The sequence below is a fragment of the Rhizobium sp. KNZ14-9A genome, assembly GCF_056755015.1.
Window position 1 is genome coordinate 2,098,087 of record NZ_JBPGXB010000004.1, and the last position, 18,460, is coordinate 2,116,546.

General features: G+C 61.3%; 22 protein-coding genes and 2 pseudogenes. 12 read left to right on the plus strand and 12 right to left on the minus strand.

Annotation, left to right across the window (positions count from 1 at the left end; translation table 11 throughout):
- Window positions 1-66: 66 nt before the first annotated feature.
- From ACR9ZQ_RS39980 to ACR9ZQ_RS40005, 6 genes are all read left to right on the plus strand, one after another.
- A complete protein-coding gene (locus tag ACR9ZQ_RS39980; RefSeq protein WP_481430700.1) occupies window positions 67-1,704 on the plus strand; it encodes an ABC transporter substrate-binding protein in 1,638 nt (545 codons plus the stop codon).
- 82 nt (window positions 1,705-1,786) lie between these two features.
- The gene (locus ACR9ZQ_RS39985) at window positions 1,787-2,803 is read left to right on the plus strand and encodes an ABC transporter ATP-binding protein (RefSeq protein ID WP_481430701.1); all 1,017 of its coding nucleotides are present in this window, start codon (window positions 1,787-1,789) and stop codon (window positions 2,801-2,803) included.
- Window positions 2,800-3,783 (plus strand): ABC transporter ATP-binding protein, encoded by a 984-nt coding sequence (locus tag ACR9ZQ_RS39990; RefSeq protein ID WP_481430702.1) that lies wholly within the window; start codon window positions 2,800-2,802, stop codon window positions 3,781-3,783. The genes ACR9ZQ_RS39985 and ACR9ZQ_RS39990 overlap by 4 nt, the downstream gene beginning before the upstream one ends.
- A gap of 10 nt (window positions 3,784-3,793) precedes the next feature.
- Window positions 3,794-4,723, plus strand: coding sequence for an ABC transporter permease (locus tag ACR9ZQ_RS39995; protein ID WP_113320742.1), 930 nt, complete (start codon window positions 3,794-3,796; stop codon window positions 4,721-4,723).
- A gap of 11 nt (window positions 4,724-4,734) precedes the next feature.
- Window positions 4,735-5,613 (plus strand): ABC transporter permease, encoded by an 879-nt coding sequence (locus ACR9ZQ_RS40000; RefSeq protein WP_481430703.1) that lies wholly within the window; start codon window positions 4,735-4,737, stop codon window positions 5,611-5,613.
- Window positions 5,614-5,646: 33 nt separating this feature from the next.
- Window positions 5,647-6,390, plus strand: coding sequence for a glycerophosphodiester phosphodiesterase family protein (locus ACR9ZQ_RS40005; RefSeq protein WP_481430704.1), 744 nt, complete (start codon window positions 5,647-5,649; stop codon window positions 6,388-6,390).
- Here the strand turns inward: ACR9ZQ_RS40005 and ACR9ZQ_RS40010 are convergent.
- Window positions 6,355-6,486: a hypothetical protein gene (locus tag ACR9ZQ_RS40010; RefSeq protein WP_405049700.1), complete on the minus strand. Its 132-nt coding sequence runs from the start codon at window positions 6,484-6,486 to the stop codon at window positions 6,355-6,357. The two genes, ACR9ZQ_RS40005 and ACR9ZQ_RS40010, sit on opposite strands and share 36 nt — an antisense overlap.
- Window positions 6,487-6,488: 2 nt before the next feature.
- Here ACR9ZQ_RS40010 and ACR9ZQ_RS40015 point away from each other — a divergent pair, with 2 nt between their 5' ends.
- The 3 genes from ACR9ZQ_RS40015 (at window position 6,489) to ACR9ZQ_RS40025 (ending at window position 7,380) form a co-directional block, all read left to right on the plus strand.
- Entirely contained in the window at window positions 6,489-6,620 is a 132-nt protein-coding gene (locus ACR9ZQ_RS40015) for a hypothetical protein (protein ID WP_310380554.1), read from the plus strand.
- A gap of 86 nt (window positions 6,621-6,706) precedes the next feature.
- A complete protein-coding gene (locus tag ACR9ZQ_RS40020; RefSeq protein ID WP_481430705.1) occupies window positions 6,707-6,961 on the plus strand; it encodes a type II toxin-antitoxin system Phd/YefM family antitoxin in 255 nt (84 codons plus the stop codon).
- Entirely contained in the window at window positions 6,958-7,380 is a 423-nt protein-coding gene (locus tag ACR9ZQ_RS40025; RefSeq protein WP_481430706.1) for a PIN domain-containing protein, read from the plus strand. Before ACR9ZQ_RS40020 ends, ACR9ZQ_RS40025 begins: the two co-directional genes overlap by 4 nt.
- 103 nt (window positions 7,381-7,483) lie before the next feature.
- Here ACR9ZQ_RS40025 and ACR9ZQ_RS40030 read toward each other — a convergent pair whose 3' ends face one another.
- Complete coding sequence (locus tag ACR9ZQ_RS40030; RefSeq protein WP_481430707.1) at window positions 7,484-8,188, minus strand: DUF899 family protein; 705 nt, start codon at window positions 8,186-8,188, stop codon at window positions 7,484-7,486.
- A 599-nt stretch (window positions 8,189-8,787) separates the two neighbouring features.
- Here ACR9ZQ_RS40030 and ACR9ZQ_RS40035 point away from each other — a divergent pair.
- Window positions 8,788-9,150, plus strand: a complete 363-nt coding sequence (locus ACR9ZQ_RS40035) for a DUF982 domain-containing protein (protein WP_481430708.1) — start codon at window positions 8,788-8,790, stop codon at window positions 9,148-9,150.
- Between the two features lie 50 nt (window positions 9,151-9,200).
- Here ACR9ZQ_RS40035 and ACR9ZQ_RS40040 read toward each other — a convergent pair whose 3' ends face one another.
- Window positions 9,201-9,401 (minus strand): hypothetical protein, encoded by a 201-nt coding sequence (locus tag ACR9ZQ_RS40040; RefSeq protein ID WP_481430709.1) that lies wholly within the window; start codon window positions 9,399-9,401, stop codon window positions 9,201-9,203.
- A gap of 242 nt (window positions 9,402-9,643) precedes the next feature.
- Between ACR9ZQ_RS40040 and ACR9ZQ_RS40045 the strand changes: the two are divergent.
- Window positions 9,644-10,001 (plus strand): annotated as a pseudogene (locus ACR9ZQ_RS40045) (DUF1515 domain-containing protein).
- A 442-nt stretch (window positions 10,002-10,443) separates the two neighbouring features.
- Here ACR9ZQ_RS40045 and ACR9ZQ_RS40050 read toward each other — a convergent pair.
- The 9 genes and pseudogenes from ACR9ZQ_RS40050 to ACR9ZQ_RS40090 all read right to left on the minus strand — a co-directional run.
- A pseudogene (locus ACR9ZQ_RS40050) lies at window positions 10,444-10,962 on the minus strand (nucleotidyltransferase domain-containing protein); the annotation flags it as partial.
- Between the two features lie 36 nt (window positions 10,963-10,998).
- Window positions 10,999-11,124, minus strand: coding sequence for a hypothetical protein (locus ACR9ZQ_RS40055; RefSeq protein ID WP_481430710.1), 126 nt, complete (start codon window positions 11,122-11,124; stop codon window positions 10,999-11,001).
- An 89-nt stretch (window positions 11,125-11,213) separates the two neighbouring features.
- A complete protein-coding gene (locus tag ACR9ZQ_RS40060) occupies window positions 11,214-11,420 on the minus strand; it encodes a hypothetical protein (RefSeq protein WP_481430711.1) in 207 nt (68 codons plus the stop codon).
- Window positions 11,421-11,690: 270 nt separating this feature from the next.
- Entirely contained in the window at window positions 11,691-12,821 is a 1,131-nt protein-coding gene (gene solA / locus ACR9ZQ_RS40065) for an N-methyl-L-tryptophan oxidase (RefSeq protein ID WP_481430712.1), read from the minus strand.
- Window positions 12,822-12,830: 9 nt separating this feature from the next.
- Window positions 12,831-14,324: an HAL/PAL/TAL family ammonia-lyase gene (locus ACR9ZQ_RS40070; RefSeq protein WP_481430713.1), complete on the minus strand. Its 1,494-nt coding sequence runs from the start codon at window positions 14,322-14,324 to the stop codon at window positions 12,831-12,833.
- Window positions 14,321-15,097 (minus strand): ABC transporter ATP-binding protein, encoded by a 777-nt coding sequence (locus ACR9ZQ_RS40075; RefSeq protein ID WP_310380572.1) that lies wholly within the window; start codon window positions 15,095-15,097, stop codon window positions 14,321-14,323. Before ACR9ZQ_RS40075 ends, ACR9ZQ_RS40070 begins: the two co-directional genes overlap by 4 nt.
- Window positions 15,098-15,124: 27 nt before the next feature.
- Complete coding sequence (locus tag ACR9ZQ_RS40080) at window positions 15,125-15,829, minus strand: ABC transporter permease (RefSeq protein WP_007817207.1); 705 nt, start codon at window positions 15,827-15,829, stop codon at window positions 15,125-15,127.
- Between the two features lie 9 nt (window positions 15,830-15,838).
- Window positions 15,839-16,564 (minus strand): ABC transporter permease, encoded by a 726-nt coding sequence (locus ACR9ZQ_RS40085; RefSeq protein WP_481430714.1) that lies wholly within the window; start codon window positions 16,562-16,564, stop codon window positions 15,839-15,841.
- 103 nt (window positions 16,565-16,667) lie between these two features.
- A complete protein-coding gene (locus ACR9ZQ_RS40090) occupies window positions 16,668-17,510 on the minus strand; it encodes a transporter substrate-binding domain-containing protein (RefSeq protein WP_310380576.1) in 843 nt (280 codons plus the stop codon).
- 191 nt (window positions 17,511-17,701) lie between these two features.
- Between ACR9ZQ_RS40090 and hutC the strand changes: the two genes are divergently transcribed.
- Window positions 17,702-18,457 carry a histidine utilization repressor gene (gene hutC / locus ACR9ZQ_RS40095; RefSeq protein WP_481430715.1) on the plus strand — a complete coding sequence of 252 codons (756 nt, stop codon included), beginning with the start codon at window positions 17,702-17,704 and terminating at the stop codon, window positions 18,455-18,457.
- Window positions 18,458-18,460 lie beyond the last annotated feature (3 nt).

Below are 18,460 nucleotides of genomic sequence, written 5' to 3' on the forward strand. Positions count from 1 at the left end.
TCTAGCTGATTTTAACAACACAGACCACGAGCGGGGGCTCGTCGGTCAAGACAAAAGGAGTTTCCGATGATTTCGATCAATCGACGCGGCGCGCTCGGCCTTATCGGCGCCGCCACAGCCGGCACGCTCGTTCTGCCGCGCCTCGCTTTCAGCCAGGGCAAGCGCCCGTCCATCACCATCGCGGTGCAGAAGATCACCAACAACAACTCGCTCGACGTCTACCACGAGCAGTCCAACGTCGGCGAGCGCATCTTCTTCCCCAACCTCTGGGAAGGCCTGATCCTGCGTGACTGGATGGGCAATCAGGGTCCGGTTCCGGGTCTTGCCACCGAGTGGAAGCGTATCGACGACAAGACGCTCGAGCTGAAGCTGCGCCAGGGCGTCAAGTTCCACAACGGCGATGAAATGACCGCCGAGGACGTCGCTTTCTCCTTCTCCAAGGAACGCGTGTTCGGGAACACGGAGCCCGCCGGCGGCAAGACTATTTTCGAAGCCGACCACAAGCCTGCGACCGCCAAGGAACTGCCGGCAACCGTTCCCGGCGTCGGACGTCGCCTGTGGCCGGCGCTCGCCGGCATCGAGATCGTCGATAAGTACACCGTGCGCCTGCACAACACGACGCCCGACGTGACGCTGGAAGGGCGCCTCTATTCCGGCGGCAGCCAGATCACCAACCGCCGCGCCTGGGATGAGGCCGCAAGCTTCACCGAATGGTCGCGCAAGCCGATCACGACGGGTCCTTACATGGTCGGCGAGTACAAGCCGGACGTTTCGCTGACCCTCGTTGCCTTCGACGAATATTGGGGCGGCCGCCCGCCGCTCCAGCAGATCCGCTTCGTGGAAGTTCCGGAAGTCGCCTCGCGCGTCAACGGCCTCTTGTCTGGCGAATACGACTTCGCCTGCGACCTGCCGCCGGACCAGATCGCCGCCGTTCAGGCCGCTCCGGGCTACGAGATCCAGAACTCGACGATCTGGAACCACCGCATTTCGGTCTTCAACACCCAGAACGAGATCCTCGCCAACCCGCTGGTTCGCCGTGCGATGACCCATGCCATCGACCGCCAGGCGATCGTCGATGCGCTCTGGGCCGGCAAGACGGTCATCCCGGCCGGCCTGCAGTTCGAATCCTTCCGCAACAGCGACATGTTCATCGATGGCTGGGCACCCCCGGCATTCGATCCGGCGCTCGCCAGGGACCTCCTGAAGCAGGCCAATTACAAGGGCGATGCGATCCCCTACCGCCTGCTCAACAACTACTACACGAACCAGACGGCCAACGGCCAGATCATGGTCGAGATGTGGAAGCAGGTCGGCCTCAACGTCGAGATCGAGATGAAGGAGAACTGGGCGCAGATCCACGATCCGGCCGGTGTCAAGGGCGTGCGAGACTGGTCGGCTGGCAACTCGATCAACGACCCGATCACGCCGATGGTCGTGCAATTCGGTCCGAACGGCGAAGTGCAGCAGAAGAAGGACTGGTCGAACGCGGAGATGAACAAGCTCGCCGTCGTCATGGAAACCTCCACCGACCGCGCACAGCGCAAGAAGGCCATCGCCCGCATGCTGGAAATCGCCGAGCGCGAAGACCCGGTCTATCAGGTCCTCCACCAGAATGCCGTCTTCACCGGCATGAAGTCGTCGCTGAAGTGGAAGGCCGCTCCGGCCTTCGCCATGGACTTCCGCGCCACCAACTGGTCGATCTGATCGGTCCGTCACTTCGGTCTCCGGCGGCTGAAGCGCTGCCGGAGATCCTCTTTTTGACGTAAACAAAGAGCGGGGATGAAAGATGGCCACGACCGGCTCCAATCTCGTGGAACTGCGTGACCTGGCGGTCGCCTTCGACGGGGTGCAGGTTCTCCACGGCATCGATCTCGATGTCGCCAGAGGCGAGGCGCTCGGCCTCGTCGGCAAATCCGGCTGCGGCAAGTCGGTCACGTGGCTTGCAGCCCTTGGCCTGCTGCCCGGCAAGGCGAGCGTTTCCGGCTCGGTGCAAATCGAAGGACGCGAACTGATCGGCGGATCGCGCACGGTGCTCGAAAGCGTGCGCGGTAGCCGCATCGCCATGATCTTCCAGGACCCGTCCAGCTCGCTCAATCCCGTGCTGCGTATCGGCCGGCAGATTTCCGAGGCGTTGTCGGTCCATCGCGGCCTCGTCGGCGAGGCGGCAAAGGTCGAGGCGCTGCGGCTGATCGATATGGTCGGCATTCCCGATTCGCGCCGCCGCTTCGATCTCTATCCGCACGAGTTTTCCGGCGGCCAGTGCCAGCGCCTGATGATCGCCATGGCGCTCGCCGGTCAGCCCGATCTTCTGATTGCCGACGAACCGACCACCGCGCTCGATGCGACGATCCAGGCGCAGATCCTCGATCTCTTGATCGGCCTGCGTGCCGAAACCGGCATGGCGACCGTTTTCATCAGCCATGATCTCGGCGCAGTCAGCCAAGTCTGCGAGCGCGTCTGCGTCATGTATGCCGGACGCATCGTGGAGGAGGGCAGTGTCGAACAGCTCTTCTCCGAGCCGCGCCACCCCTATACGCGCGGCCTGTTCGATGCCATTCCGCGCCTCGACGGCACCCGCGAACGGCTGATCCCCATTCCCGGCACCGTTCCCAATCCGAAACATCTGCCGGAGGGCTGTTCCTTCTCGCCGCGCTGTCCGCGCGCCGTCGAGGCCTGTCGCAGCGAGCGCCCGCCGCTCGTTTCCCTGGATGGCGGCCGCAAGCTCGCCTGCACGCGCCCGGTGCCCGTCGCGGGTGCCGTCGAGACCCGGCCGTCCCGTATCGCCGAAGGCCTGCTGCAATGACACCGCTCATCGAAGTCCACGATCTCGTCCGCATTTATCAGATCCGTCGCGGCCTCTTCGGCCGCCCGACGCCGGTGCGCGCCGTCGACGCCGTTTCGCTTTCGGTCATGCCGGGCGAAACACTCGGCATCGTCGGCGAATCCGGCTCCGGCAAATCGACGCTTGGGCGCATGCTGCTCGGCATAGATGACGCGCAGCAAGGAAGCGTGCGCTTCCAGGGGCAGCCGATGCCGGCGCGCCATACCGCGGAATGGCGGGCACTGCGCGCCAAGATGCAGTTCGTCTTCCAGGACCCGCTCGCAGCGCTCGACCGCCGCGTAACGATTGCGAAGCAGATCGCCGAGCCGCTTGATATCCACAAGCTCATTCCTAGGGAGCATCAGGGGTCGCGAGTGACGGAACTGATGCGGGCCGTCGGCCTACGCGATGACCAGGCAGACCGCTATCCCCACGAACTTTCGGGCGGCCAGCGCCAGCGCGCCGTGATCGCCCGGGCGCTGGCTTCGCGACCAAAACTGCTCGTCTGCGACGAGCCGGTTTCGGCGCTCGACGTCTCCATCCAGGCGCAGGTCGTCAACATGATGCGCGACCTGCAGGAAAAGAACGGCATCGCCATGGTCTTCATCAGCCACGACCTGAAGGTGGTGCGCAACATCGCCGACCGTGTCGCGGTCATGTATCTCGGCCGCATCGTTGAGGAGGCCTCTTCCGACGTCATCTTCCGCGCCCCGCAGCATCCCTACACGAAGGCGCTGGTATCCAGCGTGCCCATTCCCGGCAAGCCACTCGAAGGCCGCGTCATCCTGCAGGGCGAGCCGCCGAACCCGGCCAAGCGCCCCTCTGGCTGCGCCTTCCATCCGCGCTGTCCGCTGGCCCGTGACATCTGCCGTTCCGTCGTGCCGGAGCTCCAAGGGATCGGCGAGTACCGCGCCGCCGCCTGCCATGTCGTGGCGGGCGAGACCGCGCCGGTGGCCGCATAGGGAGGGTTCCATGATCCGTTTTGTACTCGTCCGCCTGTTCCGTGCGATGGTGACCATCATGGCGGTCGTCACCTTCGCCTTCGTGGTCCTGCGCATGTCGGGCGATCCCGCCATGGTGATGCTCGGGCCTGACGTGCCGCGGGAGGCGGTCGATGCCTTCCGCAAGGCATGGGGCCTCGACCAGCCGCTCTGGATCCAATATCTCGCCTATATCAAGTCGATATTCACCGGTGATTTCGGCGTCTCGATGCGTGACAAGGCATCCGCAATCCAGCTGGTGCTGGAACGTGTGCCGGCGACACTGCAGCTGACGGTGCCGGCCCTCATTTTGAAGCTCGTCTTCGGCATTCCGGCCGGCGTCTACGCGGCGCTGCACCGGCAAAGCTTCTCCGATCGCGGCGTCATCCTGCTAGCCGTCCTCGGCTTCACCATTCCCTCTTTCGTCATGGGATTGCTGCTCGTGCTGCTCTTCTCGGTCATCCTCGGCTGGCTGCCCTCGGGCGGGCAGGATACCTGGGTGCACGGCATTCTGCCGACGCTGACCATGAGCATCGGCGGCATCGGCATCCTCGCCCGCTTTTCGCGCAGTGCCATGATCGAGGTGATGGGCCAGCCCTATATTCGCACCGCCTCGGCCAAGGGGCTGACATGGCGCGACGTGGTCTGGAACCACGCATTGCCCAATGCGGCGGTGCCGATCGTCACGATCGTCGGCTTCATGGTCGGCTCGCTGATAGCAGGCGCAGTCGTGGTGGAATCGATCTTTTCCTGGCCCGGCATCGGCCGCCTGCTGGTGGTCTCCGTCAGCAATCGCGACCTCGCCGTCGTTCAATGCATCCTGCTGATCATCGCCGCCGTCATGGTCCTGTCGAACCTCGTCGTCGACCTGCTCTACGGCTGGCTCGATCCGCGCCTTCGCTCGCACGCGGCCGGACATTGAGGAGAAAGCCGATGGCAACTGTCGATCTCGCTGGTACGCCGGCTTCCGGAAAGCCGAACCGCCCCGTCTCCTTCCTGCGCCGCAACGTGCCGCTTTCGGTGGCGGTCTGCCTGCTGTGGCTTGCGGCAATGGTGCTGACCGCCATTTTCGCCGATACCATCCGCCCGTTCAACATCACGGCCATGGATCTCAGCAGCCGGCTTTCGGCGCCGGGCGGGCTCAAGCATCTGCTTGGCACGGACGAACTCGGCCGCGACGTGCTTTCGCGCCTCATCCAGTCGATCCGCGTCTCGCTCGTCATCGCCTTCGGCGCGACGATCCTGTCGGCACTCTTCGGCACGCTGCTCGGGTTCCTGGCGGCGCAGCTGCGCGGCTTTGTAGAGCATCTGGTCCTGATATTCGCCGATTTCCAGGCGGCACTTCCCTTCCTCATCATGTCGCTCGCGGTTCTCGCCTTCTTCGGCTCCTCGATGCTGCTGCTCGTCTGCCTCATGGGTTTCTACGGCTGGGAGCGCTATGCGCGCATCGCCCGCGGCCTCGCCATTGCCGCCGGCGCGCAGGGTTATGCGGCGGCGGTGGTGCAGCTTGGTGCCACACCTTCCCGCGTCTACCTGCATCATATCCTGCCGAACGTCGCCTCGACGCTGATCGTTTCCATGACCCTCACTTTCCCGGAAATCATCCTGATGGAAAGCGGGCTCTCCTTCCTTGGCCTCGGCGTGCAGCCGCCAGAAACCAGCCTCGGCAACATGGTGGGCTTCGGGCGCGAATATCTGACGCGCGCACCCTGGATCATGCTGGCGCCCGCCGCCGTCATCATGCTGACGACACTTTCGATCTCGCTCGTCGGCGACTGGCTGCGCGACAAGCTCGACCCGACGATCCGCTAACGCTTATGAAATCAACAGGTTGAAGGATATTTCATGACGCTTATCACCGGCCACCGCGGCGCCCGCAACCTCTGGCCCGAAAACTCGCTCGCCGGCTTCCGCAACGCGACCGCGCTCGGGGTCGACGCCATCGAATTCGACGTGCACCTGACGCGCTCGGGCGAACTCGTCGTCATCCACGACGCGACGCTGGAACGCACCGCCGAAGGTGTTGGCCCGGTGCAGGACCTGTCGGTGGAAGCCCGCAAGTCCGTCAGGTTGAAAGGCACGGACGAGGCCATTCCGACGCTCGCCGATGTGCTCGACGTGCTTGCCGTCAACAAGGGCATCGACCTACATGTCGAGATCAAGATCGACGAGACCGGTACGCCCTATCCTGACATTGCCGCGCGCGTCGCAGCCGAGCTTTTTCGCTTCGGTGTCAGCGAACGTTCCTACCTGACCTCCTTCGATACGTCGGTGCTGGAGGAGTGCCGTCTTCACGCGCCTGATGTTTCCCGCCTAGTCTCCGTCAACGCCGCCTGGGCCGAGAAGCAGGGCGGGCTCGCCGCCTTCATCGACCGCCTGAACGGGCTGGTGGAGATCGTTGCCATTCATCACGAGCTGATGGAAGCCGAATGGGACTTGATCCGCAGCCGGCTGCCGCTCGACCGCCTCTGTGTCTGGACCCTCAACGACGAGCCCGGCATCCGCCACTGGCTGGAGCGCAGCATCGGCAGCTTGACCTCGGACAGCCCGGATCTAGCGCTGAAACTGCGCGCCGGCATTGCTACGTGAGCTATGGCTTTGCCTCTTCGCCCCAGCGGCCCATTGAGGCCTGAAGCCGGCGGCAAGCTGGGCGTCGAACTCTGCCTGGTATTCGCTCGCGGTCAGACGTGGCGACCGATCTCGAAAAAGCGCTCGACCAGATCAACGACGGCCACGTTATCGAACTGCCGCAGCCTCGCCAGCGCGCTGGTTTTTCGTCGACGAAGTTCTTCCTTTGGCACTCAATTGAAGAACGCTGATTCGAATTGGTTCAGAGCGTTGTTAGATCTTGCTTCACTGCAAATGATACCTTATATGTAGGTACGTTCCTACATGGAGGCATTCTATGAGCTTAACGAGTTTATCTAGTCGGGAGCTGAACCACGATGTCAGCAGGGCAAAGAAGGCCGCCAAAAACGGACCTGTAGTTATCACCGATCGCGGGAAGCCGTCCCATGTGTTGATGACCTACAGCGAGTTCGAGCGCCTGACTGGTAAGCGCCGCAATCTGGTCGATGCGCTTTCAATGCCTGGTTTGTCATCCATTGATTTCGATCTACCTCGAGCCGAAATCGCGCCTCGCCGGATCGATCTGTCTTGAAGCATCTGCTAGATACAAATGTCGTCTCGGAGTTGCGCAAAGTTGGCGACGGGAAAGCCGATCCGAATGTGACGAAGTGGGTGGGTGCGCAAGACTCCAACGACCTGTTCATTTCCGCGATTACGATCCTAGAACTTGAGCGTGGGATACTAGGCATCCAGCGTCGCGACGCTGACCAGGGTTCTCGCTTGCGGCGATGGATGGATGGCCGGGTTCGCCCTGAATTTGCTGAGCGAATACTGCCAATCGATGACGCGGTAGCTACGCGTTGTGCCCATCTGCATATTCCAGACCGCCGCAACGAGGCTGATGCTTTGATAGCGGCTACTGCGCTGGTTCATGGATTAACTGTGGTCACACGGAATGCTCAGGATTTCGGTGGCACAAACTTGATCATAATCGATCCATGGCTGGACTGAAATCGGCGCGGACTCAGGCGAGGGGAGGCCTTTTCGCAAACACCAAGTCCACGGGGTACCGACAGCGTCGTCGCTTCGCGTCCGACGACTGGAGCGATCGAACTCAGTAATTGAGCTTCGGGTACCAGTCCGTACCGCGGCCGTCCGGCGTCATGTCCAGGATGTTCCAAAGCGGTGCGATATCGACCGCGCCCCTCGGATCCTGGCCGGGATCCGCCGCTTCAGCCGGCATCTCGGCATTGTAGAAGACCCGAACCTCATTCCTGATCTTCTGGTAGACCGTGAACCCAGGAGATTCGTAGCCCTTGCCGTCGAGCAGGCCCAAGTCTCGCGCATAGTCGTCGCAGACGGTCTGAACGAAATCGAGGTCGCGCCAGCCGCGTTCGATGGCGAACGCGCGCTGCCGATCCACTGGGCTGCGACCGATAATCTTGAACGCGACCCGCTGCTTGACATCGGCGCCGTTGCCGTTCGCTCCCCCGAGGAAGTTCGTGCACATGGGGCAGGGCCGTTCGCGCTGCGGGCCGAACATCCAGAAGTACGTCACAAGCGTATCATGATCCCCGAACAGGTCCGCGAGACCGACTTCGTCACCGTTTTCATCCTTGAAGCGATAGTCCTTTTGGACGACCGGGCCGGGAGGCAGGCGCCGGCGCTGCTCCGCAAGCTTGGAGAGATGTCGTCGGACTTCGATCTCCTCCGCCAAGAGGGCCTTCCTTGCCTCGGCGTAGTCCGGGGTTTCGGTCGTGAATCTGCTTGCGCGTTTCTCCGCCAGTTCCTTCGCAGGTCTCAACTCACTCGTGTCCATGTGCTTGCTCCCTTGATCCGTTCTGACCGTCTCGCTATCCGATCAGCCTTTCGGCGTTTTCGCGTCTTCTCTTCGAGGCTGGCGAGCGCGCATGATGATTTTCTACGGTCCCACCTCTAATAGACGTACGAGGAGATCCGTTCCCGACATGGACGAAGATTTTTTGCGGGGGTTCCTTCAGCGCAGACCGCCGCGACGACATCATCGATATCGCAAGGTCGCTCGCGCGGCCGGGGCGGTGAGGGGAGCGCAAGGCCGGTCGGTGTTACGACGAGCGCCAATGGTCGCAACGTCGGCCCGAAAACGGAACACGACGGCGTGCGGCAGTCGGTCCCGCGTCTGCTTCGCACCGCTAACGCTGACGCTCCTGCGGCTGCCTTTCTTCACGCCCTCGTGTGACGCGAATTACCGCTTTCCCGCGCGTGTCCGCGCGTCGCGACGCTGAAAGCTCCGCTACGCTCCTTTGTTTTTCTGGCCGATCTTTTGGATCGATGAGCTGGCAGTCCACCTTGCAGTTCCCCTGATTCCGCAGGGAGCGACTCGACGCATTCGAATCGCGTCCCATGTGAATCTGTCGAGATGTCGAGAGGTACTGCGTCATGGGCAATGTTCAGATCCCAACCCCGATTCGTCCGCTTCACGTCGAGATCGACGGAATGGAGAAATACCGCCAGGCACACAGCGTCGAAGATCTCGCTGCATTTCTTCTCAGCAAACAATGGCCGCATCTCGAAAACGATCCCGCCCTGTTCCACCATGCGCTGGCGACCTCGATGGACGCCATGCAGCTCTATGTGGACCCGGAAGTTGCCCGCAAGGCGTTCGTGGAGGCGGCACACGCATCGAGAATGCACATCCTGCCGGATGACATGAAAGGGAAAAAGAAGGCCGGCAAAAGACGCCAAAAGCCCCGCCGAAGCGGGGCAGTTGAAGGTCACCACGCTCAAGTCCGCACCCGGTAAGGTGACTGGCAGGAGGGTACCATCCTTAGCCATCAAGACAACCACTTCTTTCATGCCGGAACCGCGCAGGCACGCACGACGGCTGCAATCCGGACGACAGACGCTCCCTCTTCCAGTCGGATAGCAATGGAACCGATGATGATCTCGGGCCGACCGCCTTCGTTAGCCGACGGCTGCGAAACGGGCGGATCGACGATCACTGCCGCAAACTCTACCGCATCTTCAGGTGCGGGCAGAACCAGTTTGCCCATTCACCTTCGCACCGGACCGAAGGCTCTCCGAAACAATCTGCGCCTCAACATCGATCGTGCGCGTGTTTGCCGCGGTGTTGGGAATGAGGCGCCCGAGAGCGCCGTTCATGCACAGTTAAAGACTGACAAGCAGACGACCTAACTCAAACCGTTTCTCTATCTCAGTCTTTACCTCAAGGCCTATCGAAGGGAATATTATCGATTACTGCAAGAGGTCCGTGAACTGAAACGGCACGCGCTTAATGACTTCGAATGACGATATCCTTCGCGTCCTCCGCCGCGTCGAGGAGGGGGTGAAACGGATACGTGAGGACTTGCAAGAAGAAAAGCAAAACGCCCACGAGAGCGGGGCCGTCATTCATTCCAGGCTCGATGACCAGGCCAAGCCGATCGCCCACCTCGATACCACGGTTGCGATCAGCGGTGGCGTCGACGCCCAGATCCGGGAGGAGATCAAAGCCCTCAAAAACACCGTGGACAGGAACCAGGCATCCGTTCAGCCGGCGCCTGAGGAGTGGAAGCGCATGAAGACGCTCCCGGTTGAGGATCTCAGGACTGATCGCATTCGCCGGCCTGACGATCGGCGGCATTGTCGCCTAAATCGGTGACGGGACGTTCGCCGCGATCCGCCATTGGCTGAAAATCAACTCGACGCCACCCAATAATTCTTTCCAGATCCACAAGTGGGATCTTTGTGCCTTACAATCTTGCGATTGAATTAATTAAGACTCTGCACGCATTAAGGAGTACGATCCTCACGTCGGCCCGGTAGTACAACGGTAGTGGCCGCTTGGGAGACCATGGGTGCTCTTGCCGCAACACAAGGTGCCGGCGATGTCTCTACTCAATCTGCTTTCGTTGCATGACGAAGAAATCGATCAGATTATAGCAGTCGTTCAGAAATGGTCTTCCGCTCATAGTACGTCCATGGACAGCCAGCGTGGACGCCGTGCGATGTGTGAGACGGTGAGCATGGTCCTTCTTGCTAAGCAATCACATGAACTTCTCTATGAAGAGCTTAGCCGACACATGGACAAGCCAGTCATAGAGCGGGAAACTCCAGCTTCTGCTCCTTGATGCACTTCGTATGGTGGAACATGAATGCGCTGTCACGCGGCTTCTCGTTTGAAACGCCGAACTGCGCGAAAGCAAGCGCGTCGAGTGATAGCGGAAACCACCGATCGAAATGTTTCCGTGCCTCGGCGTTGGCTTCCTCTGTTGTCCGCGGTTTCGGCTTGGCCAGCGGATGCCCCTCCTCCTCGTAGAGGACCTTTCCGTCTCTGGCGATATCCACGAAAAAAGGGCGGCCGCGCGACAGCTGGTCGTTGAGATCGTGCAGCGAATGGACGATCGGGATGACCGGTGTCTCGATCTGGTGGGTGATCTGCTCCTGCAGGAACCTCTCGTCGAGCGAAAGCCACAGGTCCCGCTCCTGAACGAAACTCTCGGTGTTGACGATAATCAGGATATCGTAGTCCGAGCGATAACCACTCAACCGGTCGTCCACCCAGTCGCCGCGGGCATAGGAACCATAGAGGATGACCTTGAGGATTTTGCCATTGGCTTTCTTTGCAGACTGTTTGGTCGCGCAGAACTGCTAGACTTCGGCAAAGATGATCTCCAGTACGCGGGCAAGTTCGCGCCTTTTGTTGGCCGGGAGATGGTCAAGGGTATCGGTCAGGGTCAATGCCGCATCAAAGCCTTCGGTGGGAATCGTGTCCATCGTAATTCAAACCTTTTACGGGAATAATCGATTGGCTGCAATCACGGAGGGTGATGCGGACGCATCGATGTCGAAGCCTTATCCGACTATCAGGTCGAACGCGTCGCGGTCATCGGATCCGCCCGCATATCGAAAGCGACATCACCGATGACATTATTCGTCAAGTCTAAACTCGCCGCGTCAATCTCGGCTTCGCAAAGGGTCGGCTCTTCGCTCAGGGTGCAGCGGTTACGAACCGCTGCGCCAGAATCGGCGCAATATTGGTGAAGAATTAATTTCAGGTTGGCTCCTGCCAAGCTGGCGGTTCATGCGCGCCCCTCATTATCCCATATAGCTGGTCGAAAAAGCAACGCCACTTTCCTAGCCTCGCAATGCAAAGCAGAACGTTGCTCTTCCTCCGGTCCTTCCGATCTGCCTGGCGGTACTGTCCGCCCGAACAAGGGACAGATCAGTGAATTTGGCGTTCTGCGGTTCGATGAGATCGACGATCTTGAGATCATCCACGAGCTCTTCCCCCGTCGGCGGCTTACTCAGCCGCCGATACCTCCGGGCTGCCGCCCGCGGTTCTAGATCTTGGCAAAGGAAAAGGCGTTGATCGGCAGGTCGGTCTGCCCATCAATGGCAAGATCCGCCAGGATTTCGCCGACGACGCTCGTGAACTTGAAACCGTGGCCGGAGCAGGGCGAAGCGACGACAATGTTCTTTTCGCCTGGCACATGGTCGAGAAGAAAGTCTTCGCTCGGCAGCATCGTATAGCGGCAGGTCGTTTCCTTCATGCGAAGACCGGCCGCAGCCGGAACACGCTTCCTGATGAAGCTGTCAAGCAAATCCCGGTCGGCATCGTTGACGGGCGGGTTTGGCTTGTTAGGATCGATCGGCTCACGGAAATGTGCGTGCTTGCCGACCTTCACCCCGTCGACGCCGATGGCGGGAAAACCGAAATAGGTGCCTTGCGCACCTTCGTCCCGCAGGAAACAGGGCATGCGCTGCGGCTGAGTGGCGACATCATCCTGCGGCTGATACCAGGCAACCACCTGACGGATTGGCACCGCCGCTTGCTTCAGTTGGGGTACCAGTTCGGCAATCCACGATCCGGTCGCGACAACGATTTTTCCTGCTCGATATCGCCCGATTTCAGAGATGATCGTCACGCCGGCATCATCGGGCTCGATTGCCGTTACCTTCTCGCCGAAATGGAGGACTGCGCCGTCCTCGACAGCGAGCCTCAGGTAGCCCATCACAGCCGCCTCGGGACGAAGATAGCCGCCCTGCGGGTCAAACAGCGCCATCTCATGATCGTCGAGCTGGAAGGCCGGAAAGCGGCGCGCCATCACTTCCTTGTCCAGCGCCTCATAGGCCAGTCCGTGGAGTTCGGAGGAAGCGCGCGTACCGGCAACGATCTTGCTGTCCGGTGCGCCGATCTGCAACACGCCTGTTATCGTCAGGATCTCGGTGCGCAGTCGTGCCTCAAGCGACCGCCAATTCTGATAGGCGCGCTTGAGCAACGGCACATAAGAGGGATCTTCGAAATAACCGAGCCGGATCAGGCGGCTGTCGCCATGCGAGGAACTCAGCGCATGGGCCGGAAAATAGGCATCGAAGCCGATCGCCCTGACACCGCGGACTGCCAGAAAGGCGAGTGCAGCGCTCCCCATGGCACCGAGGCCGATAACGGCGACGTCGAAGCTGGCGGTCATGAAGTCTCCTCAGGGAATTGCTGGTGCTGCGGCCTTACGGATCAGTCCGCGTAAGGCCTCGATGTCGCGCGAAAGCGGCCGGTCGTCGGCATAGGCAGGCACGATCGTGCGAACGGCTTTGTAGATAGCATCCGTACCCGTCGCCCTCGACGCGGTACCGACGAGGAACTCGTGGGCCTGCGCAGCCGCCATCAATTCGATTGCCAGGATGTATTCGGCATTATCGATCAGCGTGAGAAGCTTGTTGGCGGCGGCCGTCGGGTGGGCCAGGAAATCCTCCTGCAGGCCGGATGTGATACCGCCATCGGTAGAGGCCGGTGCGGCAAGTCGCCGGTTCTCGTTGGCAAGGGCTGCTGCCGTATATTGCGCGATCATGAGGCCGGAATTGCTGCCGGCGTCGCTTGCCAGGAATGGCGGCAGGCCGCTCACGAGCGGATTGACGAGGCGGTCCATGCGCCGTTCGCTCATGGCGGAAATCTGAGCGAGAGCCGTCGCAAGACTATCGGCAGCCTGCGCAAGGGCAGGGGCTACGGCATGTGCTTCGGAGGATATGATCGGCTCCTCGGGCGTGCCTGACACGGCGGGATTGTCGGTGACCGAGGCAAGCTCCTGATCGACGACGAGGGCCGAAATATCGAAGACATCGCGCGCGGCGCCATGGGCATGCGGGATTGAACGCAGGCTGAGCGCGTCCTGCGTCCGTTTGCCTGTCGCAGCCGATATCAGCCCGCTGCCGGCAAGCCTGGCGCGCAGCGAGGCGCCGACGCTGGCGATGCCCTTGGAGGGACGCAGTGCCAGAACAGCCGCATCGAAGGCCCCCATCTGGCAGCCGGCCGCTTCAAGCGTGAGTGCCGCGATCGCATCGGCCCAGTCGAGAAGCCGCTCGGCGCGCGCCAGGGCAACGCTTGCGAGCCCGGTCGCGCAGGCTGTACCGTTGACGAGGCTGAGACCCTCCTTGGCACCGAGCACCAACGGTTCGAGCCCAATGGTGGCTAGCGCGTCGCGGCCGCTCATATGGCCGCCCTTGACGCGGGCGCTGCCTTCGCCGATCAGCACCAGCGCATTGTGGGCGTTGTGGGTGAGGTAGCCCGCCGAACCCTTGGAGGGAACGTCGGGAATACAGCCCTTTTCGAGAAAAATGGCGAGATGGCGGACGATCTCGGGACGTACGCCGGAATGTCCGTGGGCAAAATTGGCGATCTGCGCGGCGATGATGGCGCGCACTTCGCGCGGTGCCAGCAATTCGCCGACGCCAACCGCATGGCTGAGAATGATGTTGCGTGACAGTCTGCTCTGCGAGGCCCTGTCGACAACGGTATCAGAAAGCGCACCAACACCGGTATTGATGCCGTAGGCCCGCACGCCGGTCTCGACGATCCGCTCGACGATGCGGCTTGCATGCGTGACACGATCCCAGGCCGCTTGCGATAGGCCAAGCGCTTCCCCCTCGGCCACGCGCGCGATATCGCGCCAGCCGGCAACCCTGTCGATGGTGATGGTCATTGGCCGGTTCCGAAATGGCCGATGAACTGGCGGAAAGCCGGCGATGCGCCGCCGCCGAACATTTCGTTCGGCGTGCCGCTGCTTTCGACCAGCCCTTCGCGCATGAAGACGACGCGGTTCGACACATTGCGGGCAAAGCTCATCTCGTGGGTGACGACGAGCATGGTCATGCCTTCTTCGGCGAGCGCGCGCATGACGCGCAGCACTTCGCCGACCAGTTCCGGATCGAGCGCCGACGTCGGCTCGTCGAACAGCATGACCTTCGGCTTCATGGCGAGCGAACGGGCAATGGCCGCCCGCTGCTGCTGGCCGCCCGAAAGATGCGCCGGGTAGGCATGGCGCTTGTCGGCAATGCCGACCTTTTCGAGCAGCGCTTCGGCTTCGGCGATGCATTCGGCCCGCGGCCGCTTCAAGACATGGACGGGTCCTTCGATGACATTCTGCAGGATGGTCATGTGGGACCACAGATTGAAGGACTGGAAAACCATGCCGAGTTCCGAGCGGATATGGTCGACCTGCTTCTGGCTCGCCGGTTTCGTCTTGCCGTTCTTGTGGATCATCTGGATGTGTTCGCCGTCGACCCAGATTTCGCCGTCGCTCGCCACTTCAAGAAGGTTGATACAGCGCAGGAAAGTGGATTTGCCGGAGCCCGACGCGCCGAGAAGCGAGATTACATCGCCATCTTCGGCATCGAGCGATATGCCGCGCAGCACTTCATGGGTGCCGAAGCTCTTTCTGATATTGCGGACCGAAAGTCGGGTTACGCCGGGCATGGAAGCTCCAATCACGTTCAGTCGGGTTCAAGCCTTCAGCGCCGCCGGAATGGCGCGGCGATGTCGGGACAGCCAGTATTCCAGGAGGGACATGGCCTGCAGGATGATGAAGTTCAAAACGAGGTAGATGATGGCCGCACAGAGAAAGACTTCCATCGTGCGGTAGGTCTGCGAAATCAGCCGCTGTGCAACGCCCGTCACTTCCCAGACCGTCACGAGGCTTGCGAGTGCTGTCGATTTCATCATCAGCACGATTTCGGTCGAATAGGCCGGCAGCGCATGCCGGAAGGCGATCGGCGCCAGGATGCGGCGCACCATCAGGAAGCCGGACATGCCGATGGCGCGCGCTGCCTCGATTTCCTTCGGCGAGACGGCGCGAATGCCGCCGCGGAAGATCTCGGCAGAGTAGCCGGCGGTGCAGAGAGCGAGCGAGAGAACCGCGCAGACCATCGGCTCGCGCAGGAAGGGCCAGAGGAAGGAATAGCGGATGACGCCGAACTGGCCGAGCCCGTAAAAGACCAGGAACATCTGGATCAAGAGCGGCGAGCCGCGGAAGATGAAGATGTAGCCCTTGGCGAAGCCGGAGAGGATCGGATTGCCGCTGACGCGCATGGCGACGATGACGAGCGCCAGCAATCCGCCGAAGAAGATCGACAGGAAGAACAGGATCAGCGTCGTCGGCACGGCTTTCAAGAGCGTGACCATGGTGCTGAACAGGAAGGCGATATCCATCTGTCCCTCCTATGCCTGGCCCATGGCCGAAGCCGGCATGCTGCGATTGGCCTTGCGCTCGGCGCCGTTGAAGACGCGGTCAGACAGGCTGGTGAGGATCAGATAGAGCGCACCGCCGACGATATAGAAGAGGAAATATTGCCGGGTCGAACCCGCGGCGACCTGGCTCGAACGCATCAATTCTGCAAGGCCGGTTACCGAAATCAGCGCCGAATCCTTCAGGCTGAGCTGCCAGACATTGCCGAGGCCGGGAATGGCAAGGCGCAGAACCTGGGGAATGATGATGCGGCGAAACCTGAGACCGCGATGCATGCCGATCGCCGAAGCTGCCTCGAGCTCGCCCTTGGAAATGGCGTTGTAGGCGCCACGATAGACCTCCGCCTGATAGGCGCCCGAGATGATGCCGATGGCAAGCGCGCCGGCGGCAAAGGATGGCAGGCCGAGAAAGCCTTCATATCCCATGGACTGGCCGATCGCGGTAATGGCCGAAGAACCGCCGAAATAGATCAGATAGATGATCAGCAGTTCCGGAACACCGCGGAAAACGGTGGTGTAGATATGGCCGATCGTGACGAGCACGAAATTGCTGGAGAGCTTCGCGGCTGCGATGATCGCGCCGAGCACGGCGCCGATCGCAAGTGCGGTTGCGGTCACGCAGAGCGTCAGCAATGTGCCGAGGAGGAGGAACGCTCCCCACCCGGTTGAGCCGAATCCAATCAGTTCGAGTATCGCCATGGGCCTTCCCAGCGCTGTCTTCGTCGTGATGACGGGCGGTCAGAATAGCACGTGGTCTCCGATCGCAAAGCGGAGACCACGGAACGCGGATTCCCTCGAACGCTTAGTTCTGCGGGCTGACGTCGACCTTGAACCACTTCATGGAGAGGTTCTTGACCGTGCCGTCGGCAAGGGCCGACTTGATCGCCTCGCTGAATTTGTCGCGCAGGTCCGTATCGGCCTTGCGGATGCCAAGCCCTTCGCCCTCGCCCCAGATCGAGCCGACGATTTCCGGACCGGTAAAGGCAAGCGCGCCATTGGCGGCTTCAAACGCATTGTTGAAGTAGACGGCGTCGTCGAAGCCGAGGTCGATGCGGCCATTCTGCAGGTCGAGGTCGCGGTCAGCGCCCGTCTTGTATTCGCGGATCTCGGCGATGCTGCCGAAATTGTCATAGACGAACTTGGCATAGACGGTTGCTGCCTGAATGCCGATCGTCTTGCCCTTGAAGGCTTCCTTCAAGGCTTCGATTTCCTTCACGCCGGTCTGGCCGGGCGTCATCTTGATCGTCGCGCCGGTGCCGGAAGCGTTAGCAAGCGGGCTGTCCTTGGCGGTAGCGAAGGCTGCCGGCGTTGCAGCGTAGGGGATGGTGAAGTCGATAACCTGCTTGCGCTCTTCCGTGATCGACAGCGCGTCCATGATGACGTCGAACTTGCCGGCATTCAGCGCCGGGATCATGCCGTCCCAGTCGGATGCGACCAGTGTGCACTCGATCTTGGCGCGTTCGCACAGGACCTTAGCAAGCTCCGGTTCGAAGCCGCCGAGCGAGCCATCGGCATTGGTGAGGTTCCAGGGGGCGTAGGCGCCTTCGAGCGTGATGGTCGCCTTCGTCCAGTCCTTGGCCGAGGCAGGAGCCGCAAAGGCGGCTGCCGTCATCGCGCAGGAAAGAAGAATCGTGCTGAGCTTCATTGATGTGATCTCCTCTGAGATTGGACAGACCTTGCGGTATGAATGCCGATCTTCGCCGGCTTGCCTGTCCTGATCCTTTGTTTCATTTTTGGATCGGCAGGTTGTATAGGGTACCATATGAGATATTTTGTGATATGCAAGTGGAAAGTCGATTTAAAAGGCAGATTCCATTCATGCAAAGGGAATAGGCAATGAAGCGTTCCAGCGAGATGAAACGCGAACTGGCGGAAAATGACGGCGGCCCGCTTTATGCCGGCGTCAAGCAGGTCATTCTCGACCGGATCCGCAGCGGCGAATGGCCACCGCGGCACCGCGTGCCCTCCGAAAACGAGCTGGTGGTGGAGCTCGGCGTCAGCAAGATGACCGCCAACCGGGCGCTCCGGGAACTGGCGAACGAAGGCGAGCTCCTCCGCATCCAGGGCGTCGGTTCCTTCGTCGCGGAACGCAAGGGCTATTCGGCGCTCTTCGAGGTGCGCAATATCGCCGACGAGATCGCCGAGCGCGGCCATGTCCATGAGGCGACAGTCATCGTTTTGGCTGAAGAGCCGGCCTCTCCGGAGGTTGCCGATGCGCTGGAGCTTGAGATCGGCGCGCCGGTTTTCCACTCGCTGATCGTCCACAGCGAGAACGGCGTGCCTGTGCAGATCGAGGACCGCTTCGTCAATCCGGGGGCGGTGCCCGACTATCTGGTGCAGGACTTTTCGACGCTGACGCCGAATGCCTATCTGACGGCGGCCGCACCCCTCAGCGCATCGGAGCATATCGTCGAGGCGGTGGTGCCGCGCGCCTGGGAATGCAAGCTGCTGACAATCCTGCAGAATGAGCCATGCCTTGCCATCCGCCGCCGCACCTGGTCGGCCCGTCAGGTGGTTTCGACTGCCCGTCTCGTCTATCCCGGACACCGCTACCGGCTGGAAACGCGCAGCGGCAAGATGTTCGAGGAATAGGCC